This is a genomic window from Futiania mangrovi, assembly GCF_024158125.1.
Lineage (GTDB): Bacteria > Pseudomonadota > Alphaproteobacteria > Futianiales > Futianiaceae > Futiania > Futiania mangrovi.
In genome coordinates this window covers 865,296-891,440 of record NZ_JAMZFT010000001.1, presented here as the reverse complement: position 1 = coordinate 891,440, position 26,145 = coordinate 865,296, and the positions used below count along the sequence as shown (strand labels likewise).

Annotated in this window: 21 protein-coding genes; 1 reads left to right on the top strand and 20 read right to left on the bottom strand. The window is 68.9% G+C overall.

The genetic code is table 11. From position 1 onward, the window contains the following. Positions 1 to 207: 207 nt before the first annotated feature. From NJQ99_RS04320 to NJQ99_RS04270, 11 genes are all read right to left on the bottom strand, one after another. The gene (locus tag NJQ99_RS04320) at positions 208 to 1,101 is read right to left on the bottom strand and encodes a hypothetical protein (protein ID WP_269331561.1); all 894 of its coding nucleotides are present in this window, start codon (positions 1,099 to 1,101) and stop codon (positions 208 to 210) included. A gap of 248 nt (positions 1,102 to 1,349) precedes the next feature. Next, positions 1,350 to 2,897, bottom strand: a complete 1,548-nt coding sequence (guaA, locus tag NJQ99_RS04315; protein ID WP_269331560.1) for a glutamine-hydrolyzing GMP synthase — start codon at positions 2,895 to 2,897, stop codon at positions 1,350 to 1,352. A 10-nt stretch (positions 2,898 to 2,907) separates the two neighbouring features. Then, on the bottom strand, positions 2,908 to 4,191 hold the full coding sequence (locus NJQ99_RS04310; protein ID WP_269331559.1) for an RsmB/NOP family class I SAM-dependent RNA methyltransferase: 1,284 nt from the start codon (positions 4,189 to 4,191) through the stop codon (positions 2,908 to 2,910). 8 nt (positions 4,192 to 4,199) lie between these two features. Beyond that, on the bottom strand, positions 4,200 to 5,657 hold the full coding sequence (guaB, locus tag NJQ99_RS04305) for an IMP dehydrogenase (RefSeq protein WP_269331558.1): 1,458 nt from the start codon (positions 5,655 to 5,657) through the stop codon (positions 4,200 to 4,202). 104 nt (positions 5,658 to 5,761) lie between these two features. Beyond that, the gene (locus NJQ99_RS04300; RefSeq protein WP_269331557.1) at positions 5,762 to 6,478 is read right to left on the bottom strand and encodes an RlmE family RNA methyltransferase; all 717 of its coding nucleotides are present in this window, start codon (positions 6,476 to 6,478) and stop codon (positions 5,762 to 5,764) included. 22 nt (positions 6,479 to 6,500) lie between these two features. Further along, positions 6,501 to 7,676, bottom strand: coding sequence for a Ppx/GppA phosphatase family protein (locus NJQ99_RS04295; protein WP_269331556.1), 1,176 nt, complete (start codon positions 7,674 to 7,676; stop codon positions 6,501 to 6,503). A 131-nt stretch (positions 7,677 to 7,807) separates the two neighbouring features. Then, positions 7,808 to 8,590 carry a CDP-diacylglycerol--serine O-phosphatidyltransferase gene (pssA, locus tag NJQ99_RS04290; protein ID WP_269331555.1) on the bottom strand — a complete coding sequence of 261 codons (783 nt, stop codon included), beginning with the start codon at positions 8,588 to 8,590 and terminating at the stop codon, positions 7,808 to 7,810. 13 nt (positions 8,591 to 8,603) lie between these two features. Then, entirely contained in the window at positions 8,604 to 9,335 is a 732-nt protein-coding gene (locus tag NJQ99_RS04285; RefSeq protein ID WP_269331554.1) for a phosphatidylserine decarboxylase, read from the bottom strand. A gap of 39 nt (positions 9,336 to 9,374) precedes the next feature. Beyond that, on the bottom strand, positions 9,375 to 11,258 hold the full coding sequence (locus NJQ99_RS04280) for an ABCB family ABC transporter ATP-binding protein/permease (RefSeq protein ID WP_331283250.1): 1,884 nt from the start codon (positions 11,256 to 11,258) through the stop codon (positions 9,375 to 9,377). Between the two features lie 6 nt (positions 11,259 to 11,264). After that, the gene (locus NJQ99_RS04275; RefSeq protein ID WP_269331553.1) at positions 11,265 to 12,569 is read right to left on the bottom strand and encodes a LysM peptidoglycan-binding domain-containing protein; all 1,305 of its coding nucleotides are present in this window, start codon (positions 12,567 to 12,569) and stop codon (positions 11,265 to 11,267) included. Between the two features lie 103 nt (positions 12,570 to 12,672). Then, a complete protein-coding gene (locus tag NJQ99_RS04270; RefSeq protein WP_269331552.1) occupies positions 12,673 to 13,050 on the bottom strand; it encodes a hypothetical protein in 378 nt (125 codons plus the stop codon). Here NJQ99_RS04270 and NJQ99_RS04265 point away from each other — a divergent pair. Beyond that, positions 13,049 to 13,606: an LOG family protein gene (locus tag NJQ99_RS04265; protein WP_269331551.1), complete on the top strand. Its 558-nt coding sequence runs from the start codon at positions 13,049 to 13,051 to the stop codon at positions 13,604 to 13,606. The two genes, NJQ99_RS04270 and NJQ99_RS04265, sit on opposite strands and share 2 nt — an antisense overlap. Here the strand turns inward: NJQ99_RS04265 and rarD are convergent. The 9 genes from rarD to nuoL form a co-directional block, all read right to left on the bottom strand. Further along, positions 13,575 to 14,534, bottom strand: a complete 960-nt coding sequence (rarD, locus tag NJQ99_RS04260; RefSeq protein WP_269331550.1) for an EamA family transporter RarD — start codon at positions 14,532 to 14,534, stop codon at positions 13,575 to 13,577. The genes NJQ99_RS04265 and rarD overlap by 32 nt on opposite strands. Further along, positions 14,531 to 16,183 carry a citramalate synthase gene (cimA, locus tag NJQ99_RS04255; RefSeq protein WP_269331549.1) on the bottom strand — a complete coding sequence of 551 codons (1,653 nt, stop codon included), beginning with the start codon at positions 16,181 to 16,183 and terminating at the stop codon, positions 14,531 to 14,533. The genes rarD and cimA overlap by 4 nt, the downstream gene beginning before the upstream one ends. A 46-nt stretch (positions 16,184 to 16,229) precedes the next feature. After that, the gene (gene cysS, locus NJQ99_RS04250) at positions 16,230 to 17,690 is read right to left on the bottom strand and encodes a cysteine--tRNA ligase (RefSeq protein ID WP_269331548.1); all 1,461 of its coding nucleotides are present in this window, start codon (positions 17,688 to 17,690) and stop codon (positions 16,230 to 16,232) included. Between the two features lie 200 nt (positions 17,691 to 17,890). Further along, complete coding sequence (locus NJQ99_RS04245; protein ID WP_269331547.1) at positions 17,891 to 19,570, bottom strand: ribonuclease J; 1,680 nt, start codon at positions 19,568 to 19,570, stop codon at positions 17,891 to 17,893. Between the two features lie 9 nt (positions 19,571 to 19,579). Beyond that, positions 19,580 to 20,389, bottom strand: a complete 810-nt coding sequence (locus NJQ99_RS04240; RefSeq protein WP_269331546.1) for a type III pantothenate kinase — start codon at positions 20,387 to 20,389, stop codon at positions 19,580 to 19,582. Positions 20,390 to 20,400: 11 nt separating this feature from the next. Next, the gene (locus NJQ99_RS04235; protein WP_269331545.1) at positions 20,401 to 21,165 is read right to left on the bottom strand and encodes a biotin--[acetyl-CoA-carboxylase] ligase; all 765 of its coding nucleotides are present in this window, start codon (positions 21,163 to 21,165) and stop codon (positions 20,401 to 20,403) included. 50 nt (positions 21,166 to 21,215) lie between these two features. Continuing rightward, positions 21,216 to 22,649 (bottom strand): NADH-quinone oxidoreductase subunit NuoN, encoded by a 1,434-nt coding sequence (nuoN, locus tag NJQ99_RS04230; protein WP_269331544.1) that lies wholly within the window; start codon positions 22,647 to 22,649, stop codon positions 21,216 to 21,218. Between the two features lie 15 nt (positions 22,650 to 22,664). Next, a complete protein-coding gene (locus NJQ99_RS04225) occupies positions 22,665 to 24,194 on the bottom strand; it encodes an NADH-quinone oxidoreductase subunit M (protein WP_269331543.1) in 1,530 nt (509 codons plus the stop codon). Continuing rightward, positions 24,194 to 26,143 (bottom strand): NADH-quinone oxidoreductase subunit L, encoded by a 1,950-nt coding sequence (nuoL, locus tag NJQ99_RS04220; RefSeq protein WP_269331542.1) that lies wholly within the window; start codon positions 26,141 to 26,143, stop codon positions 24,194 to 24,196. The genes NJQ99_RS04225 and nuoL overlap by 1 nt, the downstream gene beginning before the upstream one ends. Between the last annotated feature and the right edge of the window lie 2 nt (positions 26,144 to 26,145).

Genomic DNA, 26,145 nt, shown 5'->3' with positions numbered 1-26,145 from the left:
TGTGCGGATGGCAGAACCACCGGAAAGCTTGCGGATGTTGTGCCATTTTCGCTCCCATTATGCGGCCTGAATGTAAGATGGGATTAACACCGAGCGCGGCTCTCCTTACAGTTGAATCCCGAAATGACCTCTCCCCCGTGCCAGCAGAAAGGAAAAGGGGCGCCCGAAAGACGCCCCTTTCACGACTTCCGGACCCGGCAGGCGGGGTCAGGCGGTATCAGCCCTGCGGCCGCGGACCGAGAAGGCGGCAAGTCCCAACATGCCGACAAGCAGCAGGCTCACTGTCGCCGGCGCGGGCACCGGCGTCGCGCCGCTGCTGCCCCCCGTCGTCCCGGTACCCGAAGAGCCCCCCGTCGAGCCGCCCCCCGTGGAGTTCCCACCCATCGAACTGCCCCCCGTGGATCCGGCACCGGTCGAGCCGCCACCCGTGGACGTGCTGCTGCTGACCGTCGGCTGACCGGCGAAATCGTACCAGCCCTGCACCTCGTGGCTGAACTTCACGAGCAGGGTGCAGGCGTAGGTCAGGCTCTCCATCATCGCGGGGTGGAACCAGACGCCGATCTGCTCCCCGAAGGCGACGCCGTCCCAGTCGTTCGTGCCGCCAAACCAGGGCGTGTAATTGTTGATCGTCGAGACGTCGAGGCCCGAGACCGAGAAACTCGACCGGCCGTCGCCGAGGTCGGTGTAGTCCAGAACTCCGCTGTATGAGGTGATGTAGCGGCGCACGTCACGGTAGCTGTCGGCGCTGTTGACGCCGTCGTAGACATAGGCCGTCAGCCGGTTGTTGACCGCGTCGCCATAGAGGATGGCGTATTCGTTCACGTGGGTCTTCGGGTTCGGACCGTCGCTGAGCACGAGCCAGAAGCCGTCCGCTGTGGCGTGCGAGGCGGACCCGTTCACCGTCGCACTGAAGTCGAGACGTTGCCGGTCCGTGTCATAGCTGGCGGAGAAGGATTCGGTCAGGATGCCGCCCCCCGTCCAGCGGCCGGACGAATCCTCGAAGCTGTAAATCGTGGCGGAGGCGCCCGTGGCGGCGCCGGCAAGCGCGGCGAAGGCGGCCGCAGCCGCGATCCGCGGCAGAATCTGGGAAGACGTGGGCATCGCAACACTCCCGCAACGCAACGGAGGCGGCGCGCGGAACCGTTCCGCGCGTGCCGCACTCGCGCGAGCATCGCACGCCGGACGTTGCCGTTTCCTGAATGGGCAGGTGGACCGGGAGACGGAACGGGAGCCTGAGCCATGGGCCCGGCGCCCGGTATCGCTGGGGGTCTAGGCCCTTCCCACTCGCCCTATTCCCACTCGCCCTATTCCCACTCGCCCTATTCCCACTCGCCCTATTCCCACTCGCCCTATTCCCACTCGATCGTGCCGGGAGGCTTGGAGGTCACGTCGTAGACGACGCGGTTGATGCCCTTCACCTCGTTGATGATCCGGGTCGCGGTACGGCCAAGGAAATCGTGGCTGAAGGGGAAATAGTCCGCCGTCATGCCGTCGGTCGAGGTGACGGCGCGAAGCGCGCAGACATAGTCGTAGGTCCGCTCGTCGCCCATCACGCCCACGGTGCGCACGGGCAGCAGCACGGCGAAGGCCTGCCAGATCTCGTCATAGAGGCCCGCGGCGCGGATTTCCTCCAGATAGATGCGGTCGGCCTTGCGCAGGATGTCTACCTTTTCCGGCGTGATCTCGCCCGGCACGCGGATCGCGAGACCGGGTCCCGGGAAGGGATGACGACCGACGAAGGCGTCGGGCAGGCCCAGCGCGCGGCCGAGCGCGCGAACCTCGTCCTTGAAAAGCTCCCGCAGCGGCTCCACGAGCTTCATGTTCATCCGCTCCGGCAGGCCGCCCACATTGTGGTGCGACTTGATCGTGACGGAGGGGCCGCCGGAGAACGACACGCTCTCGATCACGTCCGGGTAGAGGGTACCTTGCGCCAGGAAGTCCGCGCCGCCGATCTTCTTCGCCTCCGCCTCGAACACGTCGATGAAGGTCGCACCGATGATCTTGCGTTTGGTCTCCGGGTCCGACACGCCGTCGAGCTTGCCGAGGAACAGCGGGCCCGCGTCCACGTGAACGAGCGGGATGTTGTAATGGTCGCGGAACAGGCTCACGACCTCGTCCGCCTCGCCCGCGCGCATGAGGCCCGTATCGACGAAAACGCAGGTCAGCTGGTCGCCGATCGCCTCGTGCAGCAGGACCGCGACGACGGAGGAATCGACGCCGCCCGAAAGGCCGCAGATGACGCGCCCCTCGCCCACCTGCTCCTGCACGCGAGCGATGGCCGCCTCGCGGAAGGCGGACATGGTCCAGTCGCCGGAGCAGCCCGCGATGCGGTGCACGAAGTTCCAGAGAATGTCCTTGCCGCGCGGGGTGTGCGTCACCTCCGGGTGAAACTGCACGCCGTAGAAGTGCCGCGCCTCGTCCGCGATGGCGGCGAAGGGCGCCCCGCGCGAGGTGGCGACGGCCTTGAACCCCTCCGGCAGCGAGACGACGCGGTCGCCGTGGCTCATCCACACCGGTTCGCTGTCGCCGGGCAGGAGCACGCCGTCGAACAGCGGGCAATGATCCACAACCTCGATGTCGGCGCGGCCGAACTCCCGATGGTGGCCGCCTTCCACGACGCCGCCGAGCTGGGCGACCATCGTCTGCTCGCCGTAACAGATGCCGAGAACGGGGATGCCCGCCTCGAACACCTCGCGCGGGGCGCGGGGCGTCGTGTCGACGGTAACGGAGGCAGGCCCGCCCGACAGGATCACGGCCTTGGGCTTCAGGCGCTTCAGGGCGTCGGCTCCCTTGTCGAAGGGCACGACCTCGCTGTAGACGCCGGCTTCGCGGACGCGCCGGGCGATGAGCTGCGTCACCTGGCTGCCGAAATCGAGGATAAGAACGGTGTCGGTCATGGGGCTGGCTCTAGGCTGTCCGTTCGAGAATGGCAATGAAGAAACCGTCGGTGCCGTGCGCGGCGGGATCGAGGCGCGCGACCTCCGCGATGCCCTCGGGCGCCGGCGTGCCGAACGCGGCCGCCCAGACGCCCGCGGCGGACACGGGCGCGAACGCCGAATGACGGGCGCGGAAGGCGGCGACCCGGTCCTCCCCCTCCTCCGCGAAGAGCGAGCAGGTGACGTAGACGAGGCGGCCGCCGGGCTTGACGAGCGGCGCCGCGGAGTCGAAGACCGCGTCCTGCTCCGCCATGCGGCGGGTGAGCGCGTCAGGCGACATGCGCCACTTCGCGTCGGGCTTCCTGCGCCAGACGCCCGAGCCCGTGCAGGGCGCGTCCACCAGAACACGGTCCATGCGGCCCTCGAGCGCCGACAGCGCCTCTGCGTCGTGGGCGTCGAGCACCTGGACATTGCGCACGCCCGCGCGCTTCAGCCGCTCCCAGATCGGGCGCAGGCGACGGGCGTCGGCGTCATAAGCGAAGAGCTGGCCGGTGTTCTCCATAGCGGCGGCGAGCGCGAGCGTCTTGCCGCCTGCGCCCGCGCAGAGGTCGAGCACCTGCATTCCGGGCCGCGCGTCGGTCAGGGCAGCGGCAAGCTGCGAGCCCTCGTCCTGCACCTCGAACCAGCCCTTGCCGTGCGCGGCCTCGGCCTCCACCGCGGGCGGCCGGCCGCCGCGGGCCGGGTGCGCGATGCGCACGCCAAGCGGCGACAGCGGGGTTTCGACCGCGCCGAAGCGGGAGAGCGCCTTGAGCACCTTCTCGCGGGTGGCCTTCAGCGTGTTGACGCGCAGGTCGACGGGCGCGCGGGCGGCGAGCGCGGCGCCCACCTCGACCCCACGGGGACCGAAGACGCGGGCGAAATGCGGCCAGCACCACGCGGGCACATCCGCCGCGTCAGGATCGGACACGGGACCGGGCGGCGCTGAGAGCCGCGCCATCTCGTCCTCGCCCAGTGCGCCGGGCGCGTGCGGGCCGTCTTCCGCGAGCCGCGCCACCTCGGCCGGGGAAAGTCCCCAGACCATGTGCAACGCGCCGAGGACAAGGGCGCGCGGGTGGTCGCTTCCCATGTGTGCGGCGATGGAGGCGCGGCGGCGCAGCACGTCGTGCACCAGCGTGCCGATGGCCGCCCGGTCGCCCGAGCCCGCGAAGCGGTGCGTCCGCGCCCAGTCGCGCAGGGCGTCCGCCGCGGGGCGGCGGTGACCGGCGATGTCCGCCAACACCTCGATGGCGGCGGAAAGATGGGCGCCCGGGCGCATGCGGGCGATCAGCTCTCGACGCGGTAGTTGGGCGCCTCGGCCGTGATCGCGACGTCGTGGACGTGGCTCTCGCGGTAGCCCGCGCCGCTCATCTTCACGAATTGCGCGTTGGCATGCAGATCCTCGATGGTGGCGCAGCCCGTGTAGCCCATCGCCGCGCGCAGGCCGCCGACGAGCTGGTGCAGGACGCCGCCCGCCGGGCCCTTGTATGGCACGCGCCCCTCGATCCCTTCGGGCACGAGCTTGAGCGTGTCCTTCACCTCCGCCTGGAAATAGCGGTCGGCGGAGCCGCGCGCCATCGCGCCGACCGAGCCCATGCCACGATAGGCCTTGTAGGAGCGGCCCTGGTAGAGAATGACCTCGCCCGGCGCCTCGTCGGTGCCTGCGAGCAGCGAGCCGACCATGGCGCAATGCGCGCCCGCCGCGATGGCCTTGGCAAGGTCGCCCGAGAACTTGATGCCGCCGTCGGCGATCACGGGGATGTTCGCGTCGCGCGCGACGGAAACGGCGTCCATGATGGCGGTGAGCTGCGGCACGCCGACGCCCGCGACGACGCGCGTGGTGCAGATCGAACCCGGGCCGATGCCGACCTTGACCGCGTCCGCGCCGGCGTCGATCAGCGCCTTCGCGCCGTCGGCGGTGGCGACGTTGCCGGCGGCGACCTGCACCGCGTTGGAGAGCTTCTTGACCCGCTGCACCGTCTCCAGCACGCGCATGGAGTGGCCGTGCGCAGTGTCCACGACGACGAGGTCGACGCCCGCGTCGATCAGGGCCTCGGTCCGCGCGACGCCCTCGTCGCCCACGCTGGTCGCCGCGGCGACCCGCAGGCGGCCCTGCGCGTCCTTGCTGGCGTTCGGGTAGAGGCGCGCCTTCTCGATGTCCTTCACCGTCACGAGGCCGACGCAGCGGTAGGTGTCGTCCACGACCAGCAGCTTCTCGATCCGGTTGGCGTGCAGGAGGCGCTTGGCCTCCGCCATGTTGACGTCGCCGGAGATGGTGATCAGCCGCTCCTTCGTCATCAGCTCGCGCACGGGCTGCTGCGGGTTGGAGGCGAAACGCACATCGCGGTTGGTGAGGATGCCGACGAGCTTCTCCGTGCCCGGCTCCACGACCGGGATGCCGGAGATGCCGTGCCGGTCCATCAGGGCGAGCGCGTGGGCCAGCGGCTCGTCCGGGCCGATGGTGATGGGGTTGACGACCATGCCGCTCTCGAACCGCTTGACCTGGCGGACCTGGGCGGCCTGCTCCTCGATGGTGAGGTTGCGGTGGAGAACGCCGATCCCGCCGGCCTGCGCCATGGCGATGGCCATGGGCGCCTCGGTCACCGTGTCCATCGCCGACGAGATGAGGGGGATGCCAAGCTCGATGGTTTGCGTCACGCGGGTGCGCGTGTCGACCTTGGTCGGCAGGATGTCTGACGCCGCGGGAACGAGCAGGACGTCATCGAAGGTGAGGGCTTCGCGCATGGGCCAATCTCCGGATGGGTCCGCGGTCCCCGGAGGGGCGCGGGCGGCACGGGTGCCGGTGTCGGATGTTGGCGGTGCCTACTAACACCCCTTGCGGGAGATTCCTAGCGTCCTTCGCCCGCGTCTTCCGCATCGCTGCCAGCACCCCCGCGAAAGCCGGTGGCGAGCACATAGGCCTCGGCTGAATCCTTGCGCGAGGCGGCGGGCTTCACATGCCGGACGACGGCGAAATCGCGCTTCAGCCGGGCGAGCAATTCGTTCTCCGTCCCGCCCTTCAGCACCTTGGCGAGGAAGGCGCCGCCCGGGCGCAGCACATCTGCCGCGAAGGTGTGCGCCGCCTCGCACAGCGCCATGATGCGCATATGGTCGGTCTGGCGGTGCCCGGTCGCCGACGCCGCCATGTCGGAGAGCACGACGTCGGCTGGTCCGCCCATCATCTCCTTCAGCTTTTCCTCCGCCCCCTCGGCCATGAAGTCGAAGACGATGGCGTCGGCGCCCGGCACGGGCTCGATCTCCAGAAGGTCGATGCCGACGACGCGGCCGCGGCCTTCGAGCGCCTTCACCCGCTCCACCGCGACCTGCAGCCAGCCGCCAGGGGCCGCGCCGAGGTCGACGACGACCTGGCCGGGCTTCAGGATGCGGTACTTGTCGTCGATCTCCATGAGCTTGAAGGCCGCGCGCGAGCGCAGGCCCGCGCGCTGCGCCGCCTGCACATACGGATCGTTCAACTGCCGCTGCAGCCAGCGCGTCGAGGAGTTCGAGCGCTTCCGCGCGGTCTTCACCCGCACCTTCAGAGGGCGGCTGTCCGGCGCCTTGGCCATGATGATCTCTCGTGTTCCGTTCTCAAGCGTCCGAGGGGGGGATGCCCCCGCCCTTGCCGCCCCTGCGGCGCGAACGGCCCCGGCGGGACCGCCGGCGCCCACCCTCCCGGTCGGCCTTGCGCATGAGGGCGTACAACATGCCTTCGCGCAAGCCCCGGTCAGCCACGCGCAGGCGCGGTGCGGGCCATGCTTCTCGCAGCGCATCGAGGATCGCGCAACCCGCGATCACGAGATCGGCACGATCCTCTCCGATACAAGGCTCCGCCACGCGCAGCGCGGGCGGAAGCTTGACGAGGCGGCCAGTGACCCGCGCGAGGTCCGCATCCGACATCCACAGCCCGTCGACCCGGTGGCGCTGGTAGCGCGGCAGGCGCAGGTGCATGCCGGCAAGCGTCGTCACGGTGCCGGAGGTGCCCAGCAGATGCATCTGCCGGTCCTCCCCGCCCTCCATCTCGGCGCAGCGCTGCCGGAACGGCTCGAGCAGCGCACTCACATGACCGACCATCGAAACATAGCCGTCGGGCGACACGTCGATGCCGCCGAACTGTTCAGACAGGGTGACGACGCCGCAGGGCAGCGACACCCAGTCGAGAATACGCGGCTGCCAGAAGCGCGGCTCGCGCCCGTCCGGCGTGCGCCGCCCCGCGAGGTCGAGCCAGATGAGTTCCGTGGAGCCGCCGCCGATGTCGAACACCAGCGCGCGTTCGCACGCGCGGTCGAGCAGCGCCGCACAGCCGGTGACGGCGAGGCGCGCCTCCTCCGCATTGGTGATGATGTCCAGCTCGAGCCCCGTCTCGCGGCGGACACGGTCGGCGAAGTCGGGTCCGTTACCCGCTAGCCTGCACGCCTCCGTAGCGATCGCGCGGCCACGGGTCACGCCCTGGCGGGCCATCTTGTCGGCGCAGATCGCCAGCGCCTCGACCGCGCGGTCCATCGCGGCCTCCGACAGGCGGCCCGTGGCGGCCAGCCCCTCCCCCAACCGGACGATGCGCGAGAAGGCGTCGATGACGCGGAAGGTCTCGCCCTCCGGCCGGGCGACCAGCAGACGGCAATTGTTGGTACCGAGATCGAGCGCGGCGAACACATGTTCCCACCGCCCGCGGCGGCCCTGCCCGCGCCCTTTCCGCTTGCCGTACGGCTCTCCCGCCGCGACACCGCCGTTCGCAGCATCCCGCGGGGTCGCACCCGTGCGATCCACCAGTTCTGCCCTGTTCCCGTCCGCGCACCGGACCTCTCCGGGACGGCGCGCCCGACGCTCATGTCATCCTGTCGTCGCAAAGGTTACGACGCGCACGCACGCCATGCAAATGCTGCGGCGGAACGAGCGGCCTAGCGCAGATCCGTCGGCGGTTCCGGCGGGCCGGTGTGCCAACGCTCCCGGAACGCGCGCCAGCTGATCGGGATGCTCGCCAGGTAGGCGATTCCGAGCATGGAGAGCGTCGCCCAGGGATAGATGACGAGCACGGCGCCGAACAGGCCGACCACGAGGAGAATCAGCACGGCCTGGTCGCGCGGAAAGGCCATGCGCTTGAAGGACCAAGTGGGCACACGGCTGACCATCAGCGCCGCCACACCCCCCATGTAGACGGCGATCGCCGCCGGCGCCTCGCGGATCCAGTCGAGGCCGAAATGCGAGAGGAACATCGGCAACAACGCCAGCGCCGCACCCGCGGGCGCCGGCACGCCGACGAAGAAGTCATTGGCCCACGGCGGCTTGGTGCCCTCCGCGCTCATCACGTTGAAGCGGGCAAGGCGTAGCGCGCAGCAGATCGCATAGGCCAGCGCGACGATCCAGCCGATCCCGCCCAGGTCGCCCAGCGTCCAGGCGTAGATGACCACACCGGGCGCCACGCCGAAGCTCACGAAATCGGCGAGGCTGTCGAGTTCCGCACCGAACTTGCTGGTGCCCTTGAGCCAGCGCGCCACACGCCCGTCGAGGCCGTCGAAGATCGCGGCCAGCACGATCATGGTGGCCGCCGCCTCGAACCGGCCCTCGTGACCGAGGCGGATCGAGGAGAGGCCCGCTGCGAGGCCGAGCACGGTCAGGATGTTGGGCGCAAGTGAGCGCAACGACAACCGGCCGCGCAGACGAGGCCCGCCGAGCCCGGTCATTTCGAGAGACCCGTCATTTCGAGAGACCCGCGCGGGGAAGTTGCGCGCCCGTCAGGTCGGCGATCACGGTCTCGCCCGCGACCGCGGTCTGGCCTACGGCGACGAGCGGTTCCACCCCCTCGGGCAGGTAGACGTCGAGACGGCTGCCGAAACGGATGATGCCGAAGCGGTCGCCGGTCCCGAAGCGGTCGCCGGTGCGCGCGTCGCAGCGGATGCGCCGGGCGACGAGGCCCGCGATCTGAACCACGGCAAGGCTTTGCCCGCCCGGCAGGTGCAGGGCGAGCGCATTGCGCTCGTTGAACTCCGACGCCTTGTCGAGTTCCGCGTTCAGGAACTTGCCGGGCGTGTAGACGATGGCGCCCACCTCGCCCGCGCAGGGGACGCGGTTCACATGGCAGTTGAAGACGTTCATGAAGACCGACACGCGGGTGCGCGGGGCGTCGCCCAGGCCAAGTTCCGCCGGCGGCACGGCCGGCACGATCAGCGAGACCTTGCCGTCGGCGGGCGAGACGACCAGCCCCTCGCCCTGCGGCACGATGCGCACCGGATCGCGGAAGAAATAGTAGCACCAGACGGTGAGCACGAGGCCGAGAAGGCCCAGCCCCTCCCACACGAAGAAGAGCGCGAGCGCGATGACGGCGAAGATGCCGACGAAGCGCGGCCCCTCACGGTCGAGCGGGAAGACGATGGCTTTCAACACATCCATGGCAAGGATCGCTTTCGCACGGTGCGCAGCGGGATGCAAGCGGCGGGCGACCGGCGCACGCCGCCGCACCCGCTGGGATCAGGCCGGGTCATCAAGGGCGGCGGGGTGCGACCGGCTCCCCTCCCCCGCCTCGGCGAGGACGGCGCGCGCCTCGGCCGCCGCGCGCTGGCGCGACCACATGGCGGCGTAGCGGCCCTTGCGCGCCAGGAGGGCTGCGTGGGTGCCCCGCTCCTCGATCCGGCCATCGGCGATGACGAGGATCTCGTCGGCATCGACAACGGTGGAGAGACGGTGCGCGATGACGAGCGTCGTGCGCCCGCGCGACACGGCACCCAGCGCAGACTGGATCTCCCGCTCCGTATCGACGTCGAGGGCGGACGTCGCCTCGTCGAGGATGAGCACGCAGGGATCCTTGAGGATGGTGCGGGCGATGGCGACGCGCTGCTTCTCGCCGCCGGAGAGCTTCAGGCCCCGCTCCCCCACCTCGGTCGCGTACCCCTTGGGCAGGCGGCTCACGAAGTCGTGGATCTGGGCCTGGGCGGCGGCTGCCTCGACCTCCGCATCGGTGGCGTCGAGGCGGCCGTAGCGGATGTTGTAGCCTATCGTGTCGTTGAAGAGGACGGTGTCCTGCGGCACGACGCCGAGACCCGCGCGCAGGCTTGCCTGCGTCACCTCGCGTATGTCCTGCCCGTCGATCGCGATGCACCCCGCGCCCGTGTCGTAGAAGCGGAAGAGCAGCCGCGCGATGGTCGACTTGCCGCCGCCCGAGGGGCCGACGAGGGCGACCGTGCGGCCCGCGGGGATGGTGAAGCTGACGTCCTTCAGGATCGGACGGTCGGGATCGTAGGCGAACGAGACGCCCTCGAACCGCACCTCGCCCGGACCGGGGGTGAAGGTGCGCGCGTCCGGACGGTCGACGACCTCCACCGGCTCGCCCAGGAGCGTGAACATCGTCTCCATGTCGATCAACGACTGCTTGATCTCCCGGAACACGGTGCCGAGGAAATTGAGCGGCATGTAGAGCTGGATGAGGAAGGTGTTGGCGAGCACGAAGTCGCCGATGGTGAAACGCCCCTCCTGAACGCCCGAGGCGACCATCAGCATGATGATCGCGAGGCCCACCGCGATGATCGCGCCCTGGCCGAGGTTGAGGGCCGCGAGCGACATCTGGGTGCGCACGGCAGCTTCCTCGTAGCCAGCCATGGCGCGGTCGTAGCGCGCGGCCTCCCTCTCCTCGTTGCCGAAATACTTGACCGTCTCGTAGTTCAGCAGGCTGTCGACCGCCTTGGTGTTGGCGTCGGTATCGGTCTCGTTGAGCTGGCGGCGGAAGCGGGCCCGCCACTCGTTCACCACATAGGTGAAGACGACGTAGAGCGCGACGGTCACCAGCAGGACGACGGCGTAGAGACCGCCGAAATGCACCCAGAAGACCGCGACCACCAGGCCGATCTCGATCAGCGTCGGGATGACCGAGAAGAGCATGAAGCGCAGCAGGAAATCGACGCCCTTGGTGCCGCGCTCGATGATGCGGGAGAGCCCGCCCGTCCGCCGCGTCAGGTGAAAGCGGAGCGAGAGGCTGTGCACATGGCGGAATGTGCGCAGCGCGAGACGGCGCAAGGCGCGCTGGCCGACGCGCGCGAAGATCGCATCGCGCGCCTGGGCGAAGGCCTGGTTGAGGATGCGCGCGACCGCGTAGGCAAGGATCATGAACACGGGTGCGGCCGCGATGCCGAGCGCGGTGCCGGTGCCGGTGTCCAGGGCGTCGACCGCGCCCTTGTAGAAATAGGGCACGACGACGGTCAGCGCCTTGGCGAGCGCAAGCGAGACGAGCGAGAGGACGACGCGGGCCCGCAGGCCGGGATCGTCCTTCGGCCAGAGATAGGGCAGCACGTCGCGCACGACGCCCATGTGGGCGGCGCGCCGGGCATCAGGGGGCGCGGGCGGGCGGTTACGCGGAGACATGGAGGGTCAGCGGTCCCCGCGCGCGTCGGGCACCTTGAAGATCTGGCCCGGGAAAATGAGGTCCGGGTCGCGGATCTGGTCGGCGTTCGCCTCGTAGATCACGGTGTACTGGATCCCTTGTCCATAAACATGACGGGCGATGCGCCACAGGCTGTTGCCCGGCTGAACGACGACGCTGCCCTCGCGGACGACGACGTCTTCGGGGGCTGCCCGCTCGAACGGAAACTCCCGGTCGATCACGCGGTCGGTGCCCGGAACGCGCTCGCTGATCCTCAACATATACCGGCCGGGCGGCACGTCGATCTTCGGCGTGAGCGCCCAGCGGCTGTCCTCCTCCACCTGCGTCTCGCCGAGGGCCACCTTGCCGATCGAAACGGCGATCTCCGCCCCCGGCGTGCCGGTGCCGGAGAGGCGCAAGCCCCCTTGCTCGTCGTAGTCGACCGTGGAGAGCCCCGCCGGCCCGCCGACCGCGACGCTGACGGGACCGAGAGTGGGCGGCCCCTGGCGCACCTCCGTCCCCTCGCCCGGCGTGGTGACGGTGACGAGGGGCTGGCGCTGCTGCTGCGGGCGCGGCTGGAGGCTGGCGGTTTCCTGCGATCCGGTGCCGCCTTGGGAGGAGGCCCCGCCAGGACCGCCCTCACCCGCGCCTGCTTGCTGCCGCTCCCGGGACGGTGGCGGGGTGACGGTGATCTGCTGGCGGCCCTCCAGCGTCTCCTCGCCGTCGCGGGCGCGGACGCCGACGCCGGTGCCCTCCCGCTTCATCGGCACCTCGACGAAGGCCGCGAAGCTGCCGCCCGCATCGGCCTGGGTGCGGCCGATCACCTCCCCGTCGGCGACGATCTCCACCTCGGCGCGCGGCCGGGTACGGCCTGCGATGACGGCGGCACCGTCAGGCTCGACCCGCACGATGTCGAGGGCGGGCGCGCCCGGCGTCTCCTCCTGCGTTTCGGTCACGTCGAGGCGGGTGCGGTCACCCTCCCCGTCCGACTGCCGCTCACCCGTCGCGGACGTCCCGGTGGCCGCATTGTCCTGCGCGGAGGGCTCCTCCCGCGGGGCGGCCTCGTCCCGGGACGGAGCGTCCTTGGCCGGAGCGTCCTGCGAAAGTGCGGATCGGGGCGCGGTTTCCGAGCGTTGTTCGGGGCGCGGCTCGACGGAAGCGCTCGCGGACGGCGTGGACGCCGTCTCCGGCTGCCGAGACGCCTCCCGGTCCGGCGCATAGCGCCACGTCGCGAACACGATGGCGGCAAGCGCCACAACGAACGCGACAATCGCCACGATGATGCCTGCGGACGATCGCGAAGAACGGCTCATCCAGGCCCCGCCTCCCTGCACCCCTGCGTCTTGTGCGCAGAGTATGTATCAGCTTGGCCGAGCGGGGATAAGATTCGTGACCGTTTTGTGCCGAAACCGGCGCTCAGCGGGGGATTTCGAGCGTGAAGACCGCCCCGCCGAAGCCGTGAACGCTGTCACGCGCGTGAATTTCGACCATTTGCACGCCTTCGGGAATCACCACGCCCGAGAGCGACCGGGTGAAGGGCTGCTCGTCGACGTGCGGGTGCAGGAGCGTGCGGGAGCCCAGCACCGTCCCGCCGGGGGCGCGGACCTCCCACAGGTCGGCGTAATGGTCCCAGCCCGCGTCGGTGTGCTCAACCGTCGCAAGGAATCGGTAGCGTCCGTCGCCATCGCGCGTTACGCGGGCGTCGACCACGTCCGCTTCGCCTGCCCGGACGGCACCGGAAGACGCTATGATGGCGGCGAAGACGACACCGCATGTCAGGAGTTTGCAGAGCATGGCCCCTCCCTTCGCTTCCCTGTGTGTCTACTGCGGATCGAGCCCCGGGACACATCACGCCTATGTGAGGCTGGCGGAGGCGACGGGCCGTCTGCTGGGCGCGAACGGCATCCGGCTGGTCTACGGCGGGGGCAATGTCGGGCTGATGGGGGCGGCGGCGCGCGCCGCGCTCGACGCCGGGGGCGAGGCGGTCGGCATCATCCCGGAGTTCCTGCGCGCGCGCGAAGTGGCACTTGAGGACCTGACCGAGTTGCACGTCGTCGACGACATGCACACCCGCAAGCGCATGATGTTCGACATGTCGGACGGCTTCGTGGTGCTGCCGGGCGGCATCGGCACGCTGGACGAAACGGTCGAGATGCTGACCTGGCGGCAGTTGGGGCGGCACGAGAAGCCCGTCTTCCTGGTCGACCACGAGGGCTTCTGGCGGCCGCTGATCGACCTGTTCTGCCACATGACCGAGGCGGGCTTCCTGAAGCCGGACGTGCACGAGTTCTACGAGCTTCTGCCGGACCTCTCCGCGCTCAGCCGCCGGCTGGGCCTGTCGGAGGAATAGGCACGGGTCCGCGCGGGCGCAGCATCTCCCAGGTGTAGAGGGCAAGCGCGGCCCAGATCAGCGCGAAGGTCGCGAGCTTGCCCGCGTCCAGCGGCTCCCCGTAGAGGAAGACGGCGAGGGCGAACATGATGCTCGGCGCGACGTACTGGAGGATGCCCACCGTCGCAAGCCGGATGCGCCGGGCCGCGGTCGCAAACAGCAGCAGGGGCGCGGCCGTCGCAGGGCCGGTCATCAGCAGCAGGAAGACGTGCCAGCCGCTGTCGAAACCCGCGAGCACATCGCTCCCCGCCTCCCGCGCGCCGAAGAGCAGGAGCCAGCCCACCGCGACCGGCAGGCCGATCAGGCTCTCGGTCGCGAGGCCAACCGCGGGCCCCACGGGGGTGATCTTCCGCAGATAGCCGTAGAGACCGAAGCTGCCCGCCACGCCCAGCGCGACCCAGGGAAAGGCGCCGACCGCGACGATCTGGTTCGCCACCGCCGCGGCGGCCATGAGGATCGCGAGCCATTGCAGGCGGGTCAGCTTCTCCCCCAGCAGCAGGAAGCCCAGCAGCACGCTGAACAGCGGGTTGAGGAAATAGCCGAGCGAGGCCTCGAGAATATGGCCTTCACCGACGGCCCAGATGAAGACCGTCCAGTTGAGCCCGATGACCGCCGCCGTGACCGTGAGCACCGCCATCCGGCGCGGGTCGCGCAGGCCGGCGAGGAAATTTCCGAACGTGCCCCGGAAGGGGAGAATCGCGAGCAGCAGAAGAAGGCACCAGATGACCCGGTGCGCCACCGTGTCGATGGCGGGGAGGAAATCGTATTCCTTCCACAGCACCGGCAGCACGCCCCAGAGCGCATAGGCCCCGAAAGCGGCCGCCAGCCCGCCCGGATCCTCGCGCGTTGGCCGCACCGGGGCCGGCCCGCTTTCGGGCTGCGCGCTCAACAGCCGCCTGCCCAGGAGGCCGATCCGCCCTTCGGCGCAACGGCCGCACCGGATGCGGGCGCGCCCTCGCGCAGCAGCTTGTAGACGATGGCGTCGGACAAGGCCTGGAAGGAGGCATCGACGATGTTCGGAGAGACCCCGACCGTGCCCCAGCGGCGGCCCTTGGCGTCGCGGCTCTCGATCAGCACGCGGGTCACAGCCTCGGTGCCGCTGGTCAGGATGCGGACCTTGTAGTCCTCGAGCGTCAGGTCCTCGATGAATTGCGAGTAGCGGCCGAGGTCCTTGCGCAGCGCCTGGTCAAGCGCGTTGACGGGGCCGTTCCCCTCGCCCACCGACATCAGCACCTCGTCGTCGACACGGACCTTCACGACCGCCTCGGAAACGGTCACAAGTTCGCCCACCGCGTTGAAGCGGCGCTCTACCAGCACGCGGAAGCCGTCGACACAGAAGAAGGCCGGCAACTGGCCGAGCGTGCGCCGGGCCAGAAGCTCGAACGAGGCCTCCGCCGCGTCGTAGGCATAGCCCTGGAACTCCCGCTCCTTCACGATCTCCAGCAGGCGGCCGATGCGGTCGTCGTCGGCGCGCACCTCGATCCCGGCATCGCGCAGGCGCGAGACGATGTTCGACCGGCCGGACTGGTCGGAGACCGGGATGATGCGCCGGTTGCCGACGCTTTCGGGCTTCACGTGCTCATAGGTCTCCGGCGCCTTCAGCACGGCGGAGACGTGCAGGCCGCCCTTGTGCGCGAAGGCGGAGCCGCCGACGTAGGGCAGATGGCGGTTCGGGTGGCGGTTCAGGATCTCGTCCAGCAGGCGCGACACGGAGGTGAGGCGGGCGAGCGCGTCCTCGCCGATGCCCGTCTCGAAGCGCTTCGCATAGCGGTCCTTCAGCATCAGGTTCGGGATGAGCGAGCAGAGGTTCGCGTTGCCGCATCGCTCCCCCAGCCCGTTGAGCGTGCCCTGGACCTGGCGCACGCCCGCCTCGATGGCGGCGAGCGAGTTCGCCACCGCGTTCTCGGTGTCGTTGTGGGCATGGATGCCGAGCCGGTCGCCGGGGATGGTCTTTGCGACCTCCGACACGATCTCGAACACCTCGCCCGGCACGGTGCCGCCGTTGGTGTCGCACAGCACGATCCAGCGCGCACCGGCCTCCAGCGCCTCGACGAGGCAGGAGAGCGCGTAATCGCGGTTCGCCTTCCAGCCGTCGAAGAAATGCTCGGCATCGAACAGGGGTTCGGCCCCCCGGCGCGCAACCTCGGCGATGCTGTCGTAGATCGCGCGGAGATTGTCCTCGCGCGGTACGCCGAGCGCCACGTCGACCTGGTAGTCCCACGTCTTGCCGACGAGGCAGACGGCAGGGGTCTTCGCATCGAGCACGGCGGCAAGGCCCGGGTCGTTCTGGACGGAGCGGCCTGCCCGCTTCGTCATGCCGAACGCGGTGAGCCTTGCGGTGCGCAGCGCGGGCGGCTCGCCGAAGAAGGCCGTGTCGGTCGGGTTCGCGCCGGGCCAGCCGCCCTCGATGTAATCGATGCCCAGCCCGTCGAGCGCCTCCGCGATCAGCCGCTTGTCGGTGACGGAGAAGTCGACCCCTTGCGTCTGTGCGCCGTCGCGCAGCGTGGTGTCGAAGAGATAGATGCGCTCGCGGGTCATGGGCGCGCTCCCTGGGAAGGATTACGGGGCGTGGGCCTGATGGCGGTCACCGCTTGACCTCCCATGTGGTCACGCGGGCGCCGGTCTCCGGGTCCTTGGCGTCTTTCAGCTGGATGCCCTGGGCGGCAAGCTCGTCGCGGATGCGGTCGGCCTCGGCCCAGTTCTTCTCGGCGATGAGGGCCAAACGGTGGTTCACGGTCTCTTCGATCTCGGAGCGGTTCACGCCCGCAAGATTGGCCATGATCTCCTTGCGAAGGTCGTCGCTGTCGGCGCGCGACACCGCGAAATCTTCCTGTGCGTCCGCCAGCCCGAGCCAGACGAGGGTCGCGGCCAGATCGTTCGCCGCATTGCCAGGGTCGGTAGCCGACCGGGCACGCTCGGCCAGCGCGTCGACGGCCATGAAGGCTTCGCTGGTGTTGAGGTCGTCGGCCAGTGCGGCGATAACGTCCGCGCTGACGCCGCCCTTTTCCGGCACGCCGCGGCTCCCATGTGGTCCGAGCCAACCCGCGAGACGGCGGCGCGCCTCAAGGCACCGCCGCTCGGTCCAGTCGAGCGGCTGGCGGTAGTGGGTCATCAGCATGTTGAGGCGCAGGACAGGCCCCGCCCACTCCTTCAGCAGCTCGTTGACGATCAGGAAGTTGCCGAGGGATTTCGACATCTTCTGCCCCTCGACCTGCAGGAAGCCGTTGTGCATCCAGACCTGCGCGAAGTCCTGCCGCCCGTCCGGCAGGTGATCGCAGCCGCCGTGGGCGCAGACGCTCTGCGCGACCTCGTTCTGGTGGTGCGGGAAGACGAGGTCGACGCCGCCGCCGTGAATGTCGAAGCAGTCGCCGAGGTGCGCCTTGCTCATGGCGGAACATTCGATATGCCAGCCGGGACGGCCTCGCCCCCACGGGCTCTCCCACCCCGGCTCGCCCTCCTTCGCGGGCTTCCAGAGCACGAAGTCCATCGGGTCCTTCTTGTAGGGCGCGACCTCAACCCGCGCGCCCTCGATCATCTCGTCGAGCGTGCGGTTGGCGAGACGCCCATAGGCGGGCCAGGACGGCACGTCGAAGAGCACGTGACCTTGCGCTTCATAGGCGTGGCCGTTGGCGATGAGCGCCTCGATCATCGCGATCATCCCGCCGATATGGTCGGTCGCACGCGGCTCCAGCGTGGGGGGCAGGCAGCCGAGTGCCGCCATGTTTTCCTGGAACTGCTTCGCGGTCGTCTTCGTGAGGGTGTCGATGCCAACGCCGTCGCGCCTCGCCCGGTCGATGATCTTGTCGTCGACGTCGGTGATGTTGCGGGCATAGGTGACGCGGCCCTCGCCATAAAGGTGGCGTAGCAGGCGGTAGAGCACGTCGAACACGACGACGGGGCGCGCGTTGCCGATGTGGGCGTAGTCGTAAACCGTCGGCCCGCAGACATACATGCGCACGTTGCCGGGGTCGATCGGCTGGAACGGCTCCTTCCGCCGGGTCGCGGTGTTGTAGAGCGTCAGAACCGGCGCGTTCGCCTCGGCCATGTCTCGTCCCTCGTTCCTGCACCGCGAAGCAAAAGGTCCCGTCGGGGGGCCTGGCGCCCGCGGGGTCCGTCCGGTCTTTCGGTCAGGAAAGGAGGGTCGAGCCGCGGGCTGGGTCGCTCAGCGGCAAATGATCGGGCAAATGAAGATGGTGTGCGCGTTGCTCATCACGGGCGAAGCGATACGCGCCTTTGCCCGCGCGATCAAGAGCCAAGGCGGATGACGCGCACCTCCGTCATGGGCTTCTTGCCCCAGTCGATGCGGAACGGACGGCGCGCAGCCTGGCGCGCGACCTCGACCACGCGATCGTCCGACATGCGGTCGTCGGCATCCATGCGGTCGATGGCGCGGGCAACCTCCGCCTCGATGAGGGGAACGACGCCGCCCTCGTGCCGGTCGAACAGCTCCGGCACGCCGTGGAGGGCGACCGCGGGCTCGGCCCGGCGCGACCCGTTGCGCCCCAGCACCACCACGACGCTCATCGCGCCCGCGAAGCCCATGCGGCGGCGGATGCTCGCGGGCCCGGTCTCGGCATCGGTCAGCACATTGCCGTCGACATAGAGGCGGCCTGCGGTCACCTCCCCCACCACCTTGCCCTCTGCGGGCGCAAGCTCGATCACGATGCCGTTGTGCGGCACGACGGTCACGGGCACCCCCATATCGCGGGCGAGCTTTGCGTGCTCGATCATGTGCAGCGCCTCGCCATGGACGGGCACGGCGATCTCCGGCCGGATCCAGCCGTACATGTCCTTCAGCTCGTCCCGGCACGGGTGGCCGGAGACGTGGATCGGCGCCTGCTTCTCCGTCACGATGGTCACGCCGAGACGGGCGAGCGTGTTGTAGAGGCGGAAGATCGACTTCTCGTTCCCGGGGATCACCTTGGAGGAGAAGATGGCGGTATCGCCCAGCTCCAGCCTGATGTCGGAGTGCTGGCCGGTCGCGATGCGCCACAGGGCCGAGCGCGCCTCTCCCTGGCTGCCGGTGCACAGGATCAGCGTGTTCTCGCGCGGGATGTAGCCCGCATCCTGCTCGTCCACCGGGTCGGGCACGTTCTGGAGGTAGCCCGAATCCTTCGCGATCCGCAGCATCCGGTGGATCGAGCGGCCGGCGACGACGACGGTGCGGTCGTTGGCGGCGGCGGCCTCGAAGATGGTCTGCATCCGCGCGGCGTTGGAGGCGAAGGTGGTGACCGCGACGCGGCCCTTGTGCTTTCCTATCTCCTCGATCAGGCCGCGGCGGACGGCGGCCTCGGACCCCGAGCGGCCGGGGCTCAGCGCGTTCGTGGAATCGCAGACGATGGCGCGCACACCCTCGGCGCCCACCTGGCGCAGCCGGTCGACGTCGGTCGCGCCGCCCACCAGCGGGTCGGGGTCGATCTTCCAGTCGCCGGTGTGCATCACAGTCCCGAGCGGCGTGCGGATCGCGAGCGCGTTGGGTTCGAGGATCGAATGGGTGATCGAGATGTACTCGACGGAGAAAGGCCCGGCCTTCACGGTTCCGCCGAGCGGCACCTCGTGGATCTCGACCTGCCCGTTCAGCCCTTTCTCCGCGAGCTTCTCCCGCGCCATCAGCGCCGTGAAGCGGGTCGCGTAGACCGGTGCGCGCAGGTCGGGCCACATGTGGGCGATGGCGCCCACGTGATCCTCGTGCGCGTGGGTCAGGATGATCGCGGCAAGCCGGTCGCGCCGCTGCGCGATGAAGGCATGGTCGGCGAAGATCAGGTCGATGCCCGGAGCCTCCCCGTCGCCCGCGAAGGTCACGCCGCAGTCGACGACGATCCAGGTCTCATCCCCCTCCGGCCCGAAGCCGTAGAGGTTGAGGTTCATGCCGATCTCACCCGACCCGCCCAGCGGAACGAAGACGAGCCTGTCCTTCTTGCTCACGGAACCTCTCTAGTCTGCCTTGAAGCGCTTGCGGCGGTCGTCGGCGACATGGGCGTTGCGGGCGTGGATCTCCAGCAGCCCGCGGATGGTAAGGTCGTGGTCGAAGTGATGGATGGCGTTCGTCGCGCCTTCGAAGAGCGAGGCGACGCCGCCCGTCGCAACCACGGTCAGCTTCTCGGGATATTCCAACTGGATGCGCGCGCACATCCCCTCGATGAGCGCGATATAACCCCAGAACACGCCGGACTGCATCGCCTCGACCGTGTTGCGGCCGATGGCGTGCGCGGGGCGGCGGATCTCGATGCGCGGAAGCTTCGCCGCCGCATTGTGCAAGGCGATCAGCGACAAATTGATGCCGGGCGCGATGACGCCCCCCTCGAAATCGCCCGCTGAGGAGATCACGTCGAAGGTCGTCGCCGTGCCGGAGTCGATGATGAGCAGCGCGCCCGGGTAGGCGACGTGGCCGCCGATGGCGTTGACGAGACGGTCGGCGCCCGCCTCCTTCGGGTTGTCTATGTTGACCCCGATGCCGAGGTCCACGTCCTGGTCGTCGCCCACCACAAGCGGGTCGATGCCGAAATAGCGCCGAGAGAGATTGCGCAGGTGAAAGAGCGACTGCGGCACCACGGTCGAGATCACGCAGCGGTTGATGTCGGCGGGCTTCAGCCCCTTCAGCGCCATCAGCTGCGTCAGCCAGATGATGTATTCGTCCGCCGTCCGGATCGTCGAGGTCGAGGTGCGCCACTGCGCCCGCCACGCGGTCCCGTCGTGGATGGCGAAGAGCGTGTTGGTATTGCCGGCGTCGATGGCGAGGAGCATTGCCCTATCCCTCAGGTTTCTTGGGCCGGGATCACGTCCCCGGCCGTGATGCGGACGATCCCCGATGGCGTGGCGAGACGCAAGGCGCCGTCGGGGTCGAGCCCGTCATAGCTGCCCGTCACGGGACCCGCCGGACCGCTGCCGGTCAGCATCGCACCGGCCTGCGGCCCGAGCGCGAGCCAGCGCGCGCGGGCGGGGGCGAAGCCTTCATGCTCCCACTCCGCAATGCGGGCGCGCAGCCGGGCAGACAGCGCCGCCAGAACGTCCGCCACCGCGGGCGCGCGGCCCGTCTCCGACGCCGCATCGGTAACCGGATATGCGATGCCTTCAGGGTGATGGGCGAGGTTGATGCCAATGCCGATGGCGGCCCGCGTCGCGCCGGCTGGGCCCCCCGCCCCCGCAGTCTCGATCAGGATGCCCGCGATCTTGGCGCCGCCCGCGAGCACGTCGTTCGGCCATTTGAGCGAGAGGCCGGGCACACCTGCCTCTTCCAGCGTCTCGGCGACCGCCACGGCAACCACGAGGCTGAGCGTGCCGAGAAGCGCAGGCGCGGCGTCGAGGGTGAGCAGCAGGGTTCCCGCGAAGTTGCCCGCCTCGCTCGACCACGCGCGGCCCGCGCGGCCCCGCCCCGCGGTCTGGATCGCGCCAACGATCCACAGGGGGCCGGTTTCGCCCGCGGCGAAGGCCTCACGCGCCAGGCGCATCGTGCTGTCGACCTCCGCGAACGCCCGGACGGGCGTCCCGTCGGCAAGCCGGCCGGGCAGGCTCGCCGCCACCTCCGCCGCAGAGAGCGGAGACGCGGCGCTGGAAGCCAGCCCCGCCCCGCTCAGGGGAAGAGGACCTTGGCCGCGGCCTCCGCCGTGCGGACCAGCGGCCCCGGCATCACGATGAACAAGGTCACGAAGGCCGCCGCAACCGTCATGATGAAGCCAAGCTCGCCCTTCGTCGGCTCGAACGCCGGGGCAGGCTCGTCGAAGTACATCACCTTGACGATGCGCAGGTAGTAGAAGGCGCCCACCACGCTCGACAGCACGCCGACAATGGCGAGCGCGTAGAGCCCCTGCTCCACCGCCGCCGCAAAGACGTAGAACTTCGCAAAGAAGCCCGCGAGCGGCGGGATACCCGCCAGCGAGAACATAAGGATGCCGAGCGCAAGCGCCATCAGGGGGCGGGTGCGGGCGAGACCCGCGAGGTCGGCGATGGTGTCGACCGGGCCTTCCGGACGGCGCATGGCCAGCAGCACCGCGAAGGTGCCGAGCGTCATGGCGAGATAGATCGTCGCGTAGATCAGCACGCCCTGCACGCCCGCCACCGTGCCCGCCGCGAGGCCGACCAGCGCGAAGCCCATGTGGCCGATCGAGGAATAGGCCATCAGGCGCTTAAGGCTCGTCTGGCCGATCGCCGCGAAGGAGCCGAGCAGCATGGAGGCAACGGCAAGGAAGCTCAGGATCTGCCGCCAGTCACCCGTGATCTCGGCAAACGGCTCGATCACCGCGCGCACGAAGAGCGCGAGCGCCGCAACCTTGGGGGCCGCCGCCAGGAAGGCGGTGACCGGGGTCGGCGCCCCCTCGTAGACGTCCGGCGTCCACATGTGGAAGGGCACGGCGGAAACCTTGAAGGCAAGACCCGCGGTGAGGAACACGAGGCCCACCAGCAGGCCGAGGCCAGACCCGTTCGCCGCCACGTGCGCAGCGATCCCCTCGAACGAGACGGTGCCGGTAAAGCCGTAGATCAGCGTCATGCCATAGAGCAGCATGCCGGACGACAGCGCGCCGAGGACGAAGTACTTCAGGCCCGCCTCGCTCGCCCGCGCGCTATCGCGCTTCAGCGCCGCGATCACGTAGAGCGCCAGACTTTGCAGTTCGAGACCGAGGTAGATCGCGATCAGGTCGCCCGCCGACACCATCATGCACATGCCGAGCGTGGCCAGAACCAGCAGCACCGGCATCTCGAACCGGTTGAGGCCGCTGTCCGACTGCATCTCGCCCAGCATCATCACGATGGAGCCGATGACGCCGATCAGGATCAGCGCCTTCACGAAACGGGTGAAGCCGTCGACCGTGAAGGCGCCGTCGAACACGCTGGCGGTGCCCTGCAGCGACAGGGTGATCACCAGCGCCACGATTACCAGCGCCACGGCCAGGATGCCGACGAAGCGCGCCGACCCCTCCCCCCGGAAGGTGCCGACCATCAGCAGCGCCATCGCGCCCAGCGCCAGCACGATCTCGGGCAGCGCGAAGACGAAGGTCGCGGGATCCATGGGTACTCCTCCCCCTCAGCGCAGCACGAGCGCGGCGAGCGACTGCCCGCCGGCGCCGGCGTGATAGGCGGTGATCGCCTGCTCGTAATTGGCGACAAGCTGGTCGACGGCGGCCGCACACGCATCGAGCACCGGCATCGGGTAGACGCCGAACAGGATGGTGAGCGCCACCAGCGGGGCGAAGGTCAGCACCTCCCGCCCGTTCATGTCGGTGATGGCCTTCAGCGTGTCCTTGGTCAGCGCGCCGAACACCACCTGCCGGTAGAGCCACAGCGCATAGCCCGCCGAAAGGATCACGCCGGTGGCCGCGAGCGCCGCAACCCAGGTGTTGACCTGGAAGACGCCCAGCAGCGTCAGGAACTCACCCACGAAACCGCTCGTCCCCGGCAGGCCGACATTGGCCATCGTGAACAGCATGAACACGGCCGCATAGACCGGCATCCGCTGCACGAGGCCGCCATAGGCCGAGATCTCGCGCGTGTGCATCCGGTCGTAGACGACGCCCACGCAGAGGAACAGCGCGCCCGACACGATGCCGTGGCTGATCATCTGGAAGATGCCGCCCTGCAGGCCCTGCACGTTCAGCGCAAACAGACCCATGGTCACGTAGCCCATGTGCGCGACCGAGGAATAGGCGATCAGCTTCTTCATGTCCTGCTGCACGATCGCCACCAGCGAGGTGTAGACGATCGCCACTACCGACAGCGCGAAGACCATCGGCGCGAACATCTCCGTCGCAACGGGGAACATAGGGATCGAGAAGCGCAGGAAGCCGTAGCCGCCCATCTTAAGCAGGATCGCCGCCAGGATGACCGAGCCCGCGGTCGGCGCCTCGACGTGCGCGTCGGGAAGCCAGGTGTGCACCGGCCACATCGGCATCTTCACCGCGAAGGACGCGAAGAACGCCAGCCACAGCCAGACCTGCCAGCGCGGATCGAAGCCGTGCGCCATCAGCGTCGGGATGTCGGTCGTCCCTGCGTCCCAGTACATCGCGATCAGCGCGACCAGCATCAGGACGGAGCCGAGCAGCGTGTAGAGAAAGAACTTGAAGCTCGCGTAGATGCGCCGCGCGCCGCCCCAGATGCCGATGATGAGGAACATCGGGATGAGGCCGCCCTCGAAGAACAGGTAGAACAGCATGAGGTCCAGCGCGCAGAACACGCCGAGCATCAGCGTCTCCAGCACGAGGAAGGCGATCATGTATTCCTTGACGCGCTTCTTCACCTCCCAGCTGGCCAGGATGCACAGCGGCATGAGGAAGGTCGTCAGCAGCACGAACAGGATCGAGATGCCGTCCACGCCCATCTTGTAGCGGATCGTCTCGCCCAGCCAGGCGCTCTCCTCGACAAGCTGGAAGCCCGGGTTGGCCGGATCGAACGCCCGCCACACGAACAGCGAGGCGATGAAGGTCGCCACCGTCGTCCACAACGCCATGTTGCGGATGTTCCGCCGCTCCTGCTCCGGGTCATTGGAGCGGATCAGGAGGATTATCAGCGCCCCCAGCAGCGGCAGGAACGTGGTGAGGGTCAGAAGCCCCATGCCCATCAGTGGCCTCCCGAGGTCATGAGGAAGAAGCTGACGAGCACGGCAACCCCGATCAGCATGGCGAAGGCGTAGTGGTAGACGTAACCCGATTGCAGCCGGACCGCGCGGCCGGTGATGTAGGGCACGATCCGCATCGAGATACCGTCGATCGTCCCGTCGATGATCCGCCCGTCGCCGCCCTTCCAGAGCAGCCGGCCGAGGCAGAGCGCCGGGCGCACGATCAGCGCGTCATAGATCTCGTCGAAGTACCACTTGTTGAGCAGGAAGCGGTAGAGAATGTCCTGCTCGCGCGCGAGGCGCACCGGGATCTCCGGCTTGCGGATATAGAACTGCCAGGAGAGCGCGAGCCCGATCATCGTCGCCACGAACGGCGCGGCCTTCACCCAGAAGGGCACGTGGTGCGCTGCCTCCAGCACCTCCAGCCCGCCCGCGATCGCCGCGTTCCAGAAGTGGTGCACCTGCTCCTCAACGCCGACGAAGCGGCCCCAGAACAGCCCGCCCGCCAGGACCGAGCCGACCGCAAGGATGTAGAGCGGCACAAGCATGACGGCCGGACTTTCGTGCGCCTTCTCCATGGCGTGCGGGTCGCCCCGGTACTCCCCGAAGAAGGTCATGAAAATCAGGCGCCACGAATAGAAGGACGTGAAGCCCGCGCCGATCACCCCCAGCCAGAAGGCATAGTTGGCGAAGGCGTTCTCGCTCGCGTACGCCACCTCGACGATCATGTCCTTCGAGAAGAAGCCCGAAAGGCCGATGGGCGTGCCCGGAATACCGATACCCGTCAGCGCCACCGTGCCGATCACCATCAGCCAGAAAGTGTGCGGAATGACCTTCCGCATGCCGCCCATCCGGCGCATGTCCTGCTCGTCGTGCAGGGCGTGGATCACCGAGCCCGCGCACAGGAACAGCAACGCCTTGAAGAAGGCGTGCGTGAACAGGTGGAACATCGCCGCCTGGTAGGCGCCAACGCCCGCGGCGAAGAACATGTAGCCGAGCTGCGAGCAGGTCGAATAGGCGATCACCCGCTTGATGTCGTTCTGCACGAGGCCGATGGTCGCCGCGAAGAACGCCGTCGTCGCCCCGATGAAGGCGACCATCGCCAGCGCGTAGGGCGCCATCTCGAACAGCGGCGACATGCGGCAGACGAGGAACACGCCCGCGGTCACCATGGTCGCGGCATGGATCAGCGCGGAGACGGGCGTCGGGCCCTCCATCGCGTCCGGCAGCCAGGTGTGCAGGAAAAGCTGCGCCGACTTGCCCATCGCGCCGATGAACAGCAGCACGCAGATCGCGGTGAGCGCGTGCACCTCCATCCACAGGAAGGTGAAGGTCGCATCCGCCATGTCTGGAGCGGCAGCGAAGATCGCGTCGAACTCGATCGACCCGAACATGAAGAAGATCGCCATGATGCCGAGCGCGTAGCCGAAGTCGCCGACCCGGTTGACGATGAAGGCCTTCATGGCGGCCGCGTTGGCCGAGGGCCGCGTGTACCAGAAACCGATCAGCAGGTAGGACGCGAGGCCCACGCCCTCCCAGCCGAAGAACATCTGCAGCAGATTGTTCGCCGTCACCAGCATCAGCATGGCGAAGGTGAAGAGCGACAGATAGGCGAAGAACCGTGCCCGGTGGGGGTCGTGGCTCATGTAGCCGATGGAGTAGACGTGGACGAGCGCCGAGACCCCGTTGACCACGATCAGCATGACCGCCGTCAACGTGTCGATCCGCAGGCTCCAGTCCACCACGAACTCGCCCGACGCGATCCAGGGCAGGACGGGCACGATCTGCGTCTCGCCCCCCGGCACCGTGAAGAAGGCGACGGCCGAAAGCACCGCGGAGACGATCACGCCGCCTGTGGTCACGCCCATGGCCGCACGGTCGCCGATCAGCCGGCCGAACAGCCCCGCGACGATGGCCCCGACGAGCGGCAGGAATACGATGAGAGAGTACATGC

Coding starts and splice junctions, on each gene's coding strand:
- NJQ99_RS04275 (WP_269331553.1), bottom strand. CDS start 12,569: ATGAGCCGTTCTTCGCGATCGTCCGCAGGCATCATCGTGGCGATTGTC.
- cimA (WP_269331549.1), bottom strand. CDS start 16,183: ATGACCCGCGAGCGCATCTATCTCTTCGACACCACGCTGCGCGACGGC.
- NJQ99_RS04280 (WP_331283250.1), bottom strand. CDS start 11,258: ATGTCTCCGCGTAACCGCCCGCCCGCGCCCCCTGATGCCCGGCGCGCC.
- nuoL (WP_269331542.1), bottom strand. CDS start 26,143: ATGTACTCTCTCATCGTATTCCTGCCGCTCGTCGGGGCCATCGTCGCG.
- pssA (WP_269331555.1), bottom strand. CDS start 8,590: ATGACCGGGCTCGGCGGGCCTCGTCTGCGCGGCCGGTTGTCGTTGCGC.
- NJQ99_RS04270 (WP_269331552.1), bottom strand. CDS start 13,050: ATGCTCTGCAAACTCCTGACATGCGGTGTCGTCTTCGCCGCCATCATA.
- NJQ99_RS04265 (WP_269331551.1), top strand. CDS start 13,049: ATGGCCCCTCCCTTCGCTTCCCTGTGTGTCTACTGCGGATCGAGCCCC.
- NJQ99_RS04225 (WP_269331543.1), bottom strand. CDS start 24,194: ATGGGCATGGGGCTTCTGACCCTCACCACGTTCCTGCCGCTGCTGGGG.
- NJQ99_RS04320 (WP_269331561.1), bottom strand. CDS start 1,101: ATGCCCACGTCTTCCCAGATTCTGCCGCGGATCGCGGCTGCGGCCGCC.
- cysS (WP_269331548.1), bottom strand. CDS start 17,690: ATGGCCGAGGCGAACGCGCCGGTTCTGACGCTCTACAACACCGCGACC.
- guaB (WP_269331558.1), bottom strand. CDS start 5,657: ATGCGCGAAGCCCTCACCTTCGATGACGTCCTGCTCGTTCCCGCGGCG.
- guaA (WP_269331560.1), bottom strand. CDS start 2,897: ATGACCGACACCGTTCTTATCCTCGATTTCGGCAGCCAGGTGACGCAG.
- nuoN (WP_269331544.1), bottom strand. CDS start 22,649: ATGGATCCCGCGACCTTCGTCTTCGCGCTGCCCGAGATCGTGCTGGCG.
- NJQ99_RS04310 (WP_269331559.1), bottom strand. CDS start 4,191: ATGCGCCCGGGCGCCCATCTTTCCGCCGCCATCGAGGTGTTGGCGGAC.
- NJQ99_RS04300 (WP_269331557.1), bottom strand. CDS start 6,478: ATGGCCAAGGCGCCGGACAGCCGCCCTCTGAAGGTGCGGGTGAAGACC.
- NJQ99_RS04240 (WP_269331546.1), bottom strand. CDS start 20,389: ATGCTCCTCGCCATCGACGCCGGCAATACCAACACGCTCTTCGCCATC.